We start from the raw sequence: 7,100 nt of genomic DNA, 5'->3' as shown, positions 1-7,100 counted from the left end.
CGGGGTTCGCGATCCACCGTGGCATCAATGCCGCGCCCTTGTAGACGGAGTTGATGATGCTCTGCCGGTTCAGCGCATCCGAGAGCGCCTGGCGGACCTTGACGTTGCCGAGCGGGCCTTTGGCGTTGGACACGATCAGGGCGTCGGTCGACGCACCCGGGCCTTGGTAGACGCTGACGTTCTTGTTGTTCTCCAGCTGGCTGAGCGTCGAAAGGCCGAAGGTGTAACCGCCCTGGACCGCACCGGTGATCAGGCCGGAGGTGAAGGTCGAGGTGTCCGGCACGCCCTTGAGCAGGATCGAGCCCACCTTCGGCGTAGGAACGGCCGGGTTCCAGTAGTTCGGGTTGGCGACCGCGGTGACGCCGACGCCGGGCTTGAAGGACTTGAACTTGTACGCGCCGGTGCACATGATGCCGCCGCCGGGGGTGCCGTAGTTCTTGCCCTGCTTCTCGGCGTACGCCTTCTCGATGATGATGCCGGGCATCGACGAGAGCTCCCCCGCCAGCCAGTAGTCCGGCTGCTTGAGAGTGATCGTGACCTGGTCGGCACCGCTCGCCGCGATCGACTTCACCCGCGAGAACACCAGGCCGTAGAACCCGCCGAGTGCGGCGTTGGTGTTGCGGTCGAGGCTGTAGACGACGTCGGCCGGGGTGACCGGGTGGCCGTCCCAGAACTTCGCCGCGGGGTTGATGTCGAACTGCATCGTGGTCGGAGTCGGGTAGGTGAGCGTGGCCAGGCCCGGGCCGATCGACCCGTCCGGCGCCTGCTTCAGCAGGGACTCACACATCAGCGAGTCGGCTGTGTTCTCCGGGTAGTCGAAGGCGTAGATCGGGTCGAGCGAGTTGACGTCGCGGTAGACCGCCCACGTCACCGACGAGACCGGCTGCGTGCCGGCCGTCGTGGTCGTCACCAGGCCCTTGGTCGGCGAGACGCTCCCCGCCGTACCTCCGCCGGAGGACGCCGAGCGTCCGCACGCGGCTGCGACCAGCGCCAGAACGACAAGCACCAGCGTGGTGCGGGTGGTGTAGCGGCTGCGCTTCATCGGGGTCCCCTCCCATGGTGCGGGTCTGGATGCGCGGTCAGGTTGCGTCGTGGACGAGCTCGCCGCGCACCCAGGTCTGGCGCGCGGTGGCCCGGCAGATGTCGTGCGGGTCGATTGCTGCAAGGTCGGCGTCGATGACGACGACGTCGGCGTCCATCCCGGCGCCGATCGTGCCGGCATGGTCGGCCACGCCGTTGACCGCCGCACTGCCGGATGTGTACGCCGCAAGCATCGTGGCGAGCTCGATCGACTGCTCGGGCAGGAACGGGTCGTTGCCGGCACCGCCGGCGTCGGCCGGCAGGCTGCGGTTCACCGCGACGTGCATGCCGAGCAGCGGGTTGGGGCTACTGACCGGCCAGTCACTGCCCCCGCACATCGGCGCGCCGGCCGCCTCCAGCGACCGGAACGGATACTGCCATCCGGCCCGCCGTTCGCCCAGGAACGGGATGGTCAGCTCATCCATCTGTGGCTCATGCGTGGCCCACAGCGCCTGCATGTTCGCGGTCGCGTTCAACCCGGCGAAGCGCGGGATGTCGTCGGGATGCACGACCTGCAGGTGCGCGAGGTGATGGCGCCGCTCGTGCGAGCCACTCGCCGCCCGCGCGGCCTCGATCGCGTCGAGCGCGTTACGGACCGCGCGGTCGCCGAGGGCGTGGAAGTGGACCTGGAAGCCCTGCCGGTCGAGCTCGGTGACGAAGTGCGGTAGGCCCTCCGGATCGATGAAGTCGATGCCGGTGTGATCACCGCCGCACTCGTCGATGCCCTGGTAGGGCTCGAGCATCGCGGCGGTGTGGTTCTCCGCGACGCCGTCCAGCATCATCTTCACGCTGGTGGCGCGGAACCGGTCGCTCTGCCACCGGGAGCGGCGTTCCATCAGATGTTCGACCTGCTCGAGCCCACGGTCGCGTTCCCACCACAGCGCCCCGACCACCGTGACGATGAGCGAGCCGTCGCCGGCCGCTCTCAGGTACGCCGGAAGCGGGTCGGCTCCATCCTGGTAGTCGCCGATGATCGCGTCCTGCCAGCCGGTGATGCCGAGACCGAGCAGGTGACCCTGCGCAACCAGCAGCGCCTGGTACCAGTCCTCCGCGGTGACCGCCGGCAGCAGCCGGCCGACGAGGGCGGACGCGCCCTCCTGCAGCATGCCGACCGGACTGCCACCGGCGTCCCGCTCGATCCTGCCGTCGGCGGGATCGGGCGTGCTCGCGTCCACACCAGCGAGCTCGAGCGCCTTCGAGTTGACCCACGCCCCGTGACCGTCGCGGTTCGGCAGGAACACCGGGCGGTCCGGCACGACCGCGTCGAGCAGCTCGCGGGTCGGGATGCCGCGCGGGAACGCATCCATCGACCAGCCACCGCCGGTGATCCACTCCTCGCCGGGATGGCGGCTGGCGTACTCGGCGACCAGGGAGACGTAACCGGCGGCGGTGTCGGCCCCGCGCAGGTCACAGTGCCGCATCTGGTTGCCGGCGAACACGGGATGCGCGTGCGAGTCGATGAAGCCGGGCACCAACGTGCCACCCGAGAGGTCGACCGGCTCCGCCGTACCGGGATCGACATCCGGCCCGACCTCGGCGATCCGACCGGCGCGAACGAGAACCGTCGTGCCTGCGTCGAGAAACCGATGACCGTCGAACACCCGGCCACCGGAGAAGAACAGATCGCCTGTCTGACCCGGCACCATCACCTCGCAGGTTGAGTGATGACGGCACCGAACCACCTGTGCGATATTTATGTCAAGGGCTTGGACCAAGACCCTGGTAACGATCGTGTACCGCCGTTCAGGCTGACCGTCGCACGGCGGGAGCACGGAGGGATGACGCGCCGATGGCACGATCCGCTGCAGCGCCCCGGCGCCGTAACGGACTCAAGCGCGGCAGCCTCACACCCGAGCTCATCGTCAGCGAGAGCCTGCGGTTACTCGACACCGAAGGCGTGTCCGGGTTCAGCCTGCCGAAGCTCGGCCGCGCGCTCGGCGCCGACCAGACCGCGGTCTATCGACACTTCGCGAGCAAGGACGACCTGATGCTCGCCATCGCCGACCGGCTGATCGAGGAGTCGACGGCCAACCTCACCGAGCACGACTGCTGGGTGGAGACGCTGGCGGACGTCGCCCGCCAACTTCGGGCCACCTATCTCGCGCACCCCGCTGCCGCTTCGCTCTCGGCCTGTCGTACGACCCGACGTCCGGCGGAGATGCGCGCCATCGACACCATCATCGGAGCGGTGCTGGGCGCCGGCTTCAAAGGCGCCGCCGCTGCGCGGATGTATCGCGCGTTCGGTGACTTCAACCTGGCCTGGTCGGGCGGCGAGGCGACCTTCCTCTCCCTTGACCCGGCCATCCAGCGTTTCGACCGGTCGGCGTGGACGCAGGCCTACCTCGAGGTCGGGCAGCAGGACTACCCGAATACGTGGCGAATCCGGACCGCGCTTCCGGACGTCGGCGACGACGAGATTTTCGAGTCGATCCTCGGCTTGGTGCTCGGCGGAATGCTTGCGGTCGCGCCCGAGCCTTGTGCCTGCAAGCGGCACTCGATCGATGCCCCGGGAAGGGTACGCGCGAGCGCCTGACCGCAGGTCACGACGGCCCTTCGGCTGCCGGCACAGCGACAGTGAACGCGACCATGCTCGCTTCCCGAGCCTCGCTGCGCGCCTTCTCGAAGAAATCGGGCGCGACGCAGGCGAACAGCGTCCGTCCGTCCACGCCGCCCAGGGCGCAGGCGTAGACGTTCGACTCCGTGCGCACCTCATCCGTGACCTCGCCGCCCTCGACCACTCGGAGCAGGCGTGCGCCGACGGCGTCTGCGATCCACAGCCCACCCTGGGCGTCGAGGCAGCTGCCGTCCGGAGCGACCACGGTTTGCGCCGTCATCTCCGCCAGCCATCGGCTGGTCGGCAGCGGCGCGAACTCCGCCCACAACCGCCGGTTCACCAGCGAGCCGTCCGGGGCGACATCGAACGCGGTGACCCGGTTGCCGAAGGTCTCGTTCACGACGAGGACGCCGTCCGGCGTCAGAACGGCTCCGTTGGGGAACCACAACTCTCCCGCGGCTTCGGTCACCGAGCCATCGGGATCGACCCGGTGAATGGACGCCGGTTCGAGTGGCGTTCTCGCCATCAGATCGAAGCCGAAGTTCCCGACATACGCCCTGCCGTGCCGGTCCACCACCATGTCGTTGAGGTGCCCGGCCGCGTAGTCGCTGAGGTCGGCGTGGGTAACGAGTTCACCGCTGTGTTCTCGGCGCAGGATCTGCCGATCACGCATCGACACCACGAGCAAGCGTCCGTCCGGCAGCCAGCCGAGGCCGGAGGGCTGACCGGGAACCTCCGCCTCTACTCGCAGATCGCTGCCGTTCTCCAATGCGGAGTACACGCGGTGGCCGTAGAAATCAGAGAACCAGAGGCGTTCGCGATGCCAGCGCGGCGCCTCGAGGAACGCAAACCCCTCCAGCACCAGATGGCTGGATGAATCGGTCATAGGTCCTCCTCCTGGCGCGCGCTCAGATCTCAGCAGTGTCCGCTGCCGGCTCACCAATGGATGCAGCAGGGCCTGGCAAGGCCGCACCGAGGGCCGCGTGCTGCAGCACGCAACCGAGGGAGAACGCAGCCAGCGTCAGCTACAACCGGGCTGGCTACCAGTGGTTGTGGCTGGGGCTGGCAAGGCCGCACCGAGGGCCGCGTGCTGTAGCACGCAACCGAGGGAGAACGCAGCCAGCGTCAGCTACAACCACTGGTAGATCCGCAGGATTCGCAGACGTAGCACGACCCTGCGGGGCGCATCTTGACCCCGCAGGACAGGCACAGCGGTGCGTCGGCCGCCGTACCTTGCTGCGCTTCGATCAGCTCGGTCGAGGAGTGCACCTCGATCGGGGCCTGGCTGGCGTGTGCCTCGACCGGAACCCCGCCGCGCATCGCCTCGACGTCGACATCCTCATCGCCCTCGGGCGGCGCCGTGGGCGCCGAGTCGTAGCCGCCCGCGGCCACCGTGGCCGCGCGCTCCTCGGCGGTGAAGATGCCGAGCTCAGCGCGGGTCTCGTACGGCAGGTAGTCCAGCGCGAGGCGGCGGAAGATGTAGTCCATCACCGACGCCGCCATGCGGATGTCCGGGTCGTCGGTCATGCCGGCCGGTTCGAAACGCATGTTGGTGAACTTCTGCACATAGGTGTCGAGCGGTACGCCGTATTGCAGTGCGATCGAGATCGCGATCGAGAAGGCGTCCATCACCCCGGACAGGGTCGAGCCCTGCTTGCCGAGCTTGAGGAAGACCTCACCGAGCCCGTCGTCGGGGTAGGAGCCGGCGGTCATATAACCCTCGGCGCCACCCACGGAGAACGACACGGTCTGCGACGGGCGCTGGCGCGGCAGCCGCTTGCGAACCAGTCGGCGCTCGGCCGCGTCCCTGGACCCAGAGTCCTCAGCCTTCTTCGCCTTCGCATCCGACAGCGGCTGGCCGACCTTGCAGTTGTCCCGGTAGATTGCCAGCGCCTTCAGGCCGAGCTTCCAGCCTTGGTAGTAGATGTCGGCGACTTCCTCGACCGTCGCGGACTCGGGCATGTTGACGGTCTTCGAGATCGCACCGGAGATGAACGGCTGCGTCGCCGCCATCATCCGCACGTGCCCGATCGGCGAGATCGAACGCTCGCCCATCGCGCAGTCGAACACCTCGTAGTGCTCGGGACGCAGCCCCGGCGCATCGATCACGTTGCCGTGTTCGGAGATGTGCTCGACGATCGCCTCGGCCTGCTCCGGCTGGTAGCCGAGCTTGGTCAGCGCCCGCGGGATGGTCTGGTTGACGATCTGCATCGACCCGCCACCGACCAGCTTCTTGAACTTCACCAGTGCCAGGTCCGGTTCGATCCCGGTGGTGTCGCAATCCATCATCAGGCCGATGGTGCCCGTCGGCGCGAGTACCGAGGCTTGCGCGTTTCGCCAGCCGTTGGCCTCGCCGATCGTCAGGCAGTCCTTCCACGCCTTGGTCGCGGCGTGCAGCACCCGCGCCGCGTCGGCGTCCACCGGGCGAACCGCGTCGTTGGCGGCCGCGTGCTTGCGCATGACCCGCTGGTGCGCGGTCGCGTTGCGGGCGTAGCCGTCGTAGGGGCCGACCACGCCGGCCAGCTCCGCAGAGCGCTTGTACGCCGTACCGGTCATCAGTGACGTGATCGCCGCGGCCAGCGAGCGGCCGCCTTCGCTGTCATAGGCGTGGCCGGTCGCCATCAGCAACGCGCCGAGGTTGGCGTAGCCGATGCCGAGCTGGCGGTAGGCCCGGGTGGTCTCGCCGATCGCCTCAGTCGGGAAGTCCGCGAAGCAGATCGAGATGTCCATCGCGGTGATGATGAACTCAACCGCCTTGGCGAACCGCGCCGAGTCGAACGTGTTGTCCTCGCCGAGGAACTTGAGCAGGTTGAGCGACGCGAGGTTGCACGAGGAGTTGTCGAGGTGCATGTACTCGGAACAGTTCGCCACAACGACGCCGCCGACGATGTAGCTGTGGTTACGCGGCTCGGTCAGGTTGTAGGTGGTCTCGAAGCCACGCGACTCCCGCGACCGCATCCGCACGGTCTCGTCGGTGTGGTAGACACCGTGCGCGTCCAGCGCTGCGCGAAGCTTCTCCTCCTTCGCCGGCACGTCGAAGCCGATGGTGGCGAGGTACTCGCGGGCGCTGTGCCCGGTGATCCGCAGGTCATATGACGGACCGTCGGAGCCGTAGACGCGTTCGGTGCCGTCCTTGCGGACGTAGGTGAAGGTCGCGTCCTTCGCGGGCATCGCGTAGATGCGCGACGCCATTCCCATCGAGGCGAGGACTTCCTGCACCCCGAGGAGCAACTCCTCCGAGCGAGAGCCAAGGCCGACGTAGCGAGTGCCGTTGGGAGCGTTGACTACGCAGCCGTCAGCGTCGAACAGGCCCCGCAGGAAGGCAGTCAGGATCGGCTCGGGCAGCTCGAAGACGGCCTGGGGCAACACCTTCTGCGCCGCTCGCCCGGTCGTGAAGCCCAAGGCCTTCACGAAAGCGATGAAGGCGTCGCGGGTGACCCGCAGCTGAACCGTTCCGTTCGCCTGG

General features: G+C 68.1%; 5 protein-coding genes. 1 reads left to right on the top strand and 4 read right to left on the bottom strand.

The genetic code is table 11. From position 1 onward, the window contains the following. Positions 1-1,042 (bottom strand): ABC transporter substrate-binding protein (locus VME70_12285; GenBank protein HTW20976.1); only part of this gene is annotated, 1,042 nt, incomplete at its 3' end. A 37-nt stretch (positions 1,043-1,079) separates the two neighbouring features. Further along, positions 1,080-2,723, bottom strand: coding sequence for an amidohydrolase (locus tag VME70_12280; GenBank protein HTW20975.1), 1,644 nt, complete (start codon positions 2,721-2,723; stop codon positions 1,080-1,082). Positions 2,724-2,869: 146 nt separating this feature from the next. Here VME70_12280 and VME70_12275 point away from each other — a divergent pair, with 146 nt between their 5' ends. Then, positions 2,870-3,613 carry a TetR/AcrR family transcriptional regulator gene (locus VME70_12275; protein HTW20974.1) on the top strand — a complete coding sequence of 248 codons (744 nt, stop codon included), beginning with the start codon at positions 2,870-2,872 and terminating at the stop codon, positions 3,611-3,613. Between the two features lie 7 nt (positions 3,614-3,620). Here VME70_12275 and VME70_12270 read toward each other — a convergent pair whose 3' ends face one another. Next, positions 3,621-4,520: an SMP-30/gluconolactonase/LRE family protein gene (locus VME70_12270; GenBank protein HTW20973.1), complete on the bottom strand. Its 900-nt coding sequence runs from the start codon at positions 4,518-4,520 to the stop codon at positions 3,621-3,623. Between the two features lie 239 nt (positions 4,521-4,759). Beyond that, a partial coding sequence (locus VME70_12265; protein HTW20972.1) for a vitamin B12-dependent ribonucleotide reductase occupies positions 4,760-7,100 on the bottom strand: 2,341 nt, incomplete at its 5' end.

It is taken from the genome of Mycobacteriales bacterium, assembly GCA_035504215.1.
In the GTDB taxonomy this organism is placed as follows: Bacteria; Actinomycetota; Actinomycetes; order JAFAQI01; family JAFAQI01; genus DATAUK01.
The sequence above is the reverse complement of the archived record's forward strand: the minus strand, read 5'-3'. Positions and strand labels throughout refer to the sequence as shown.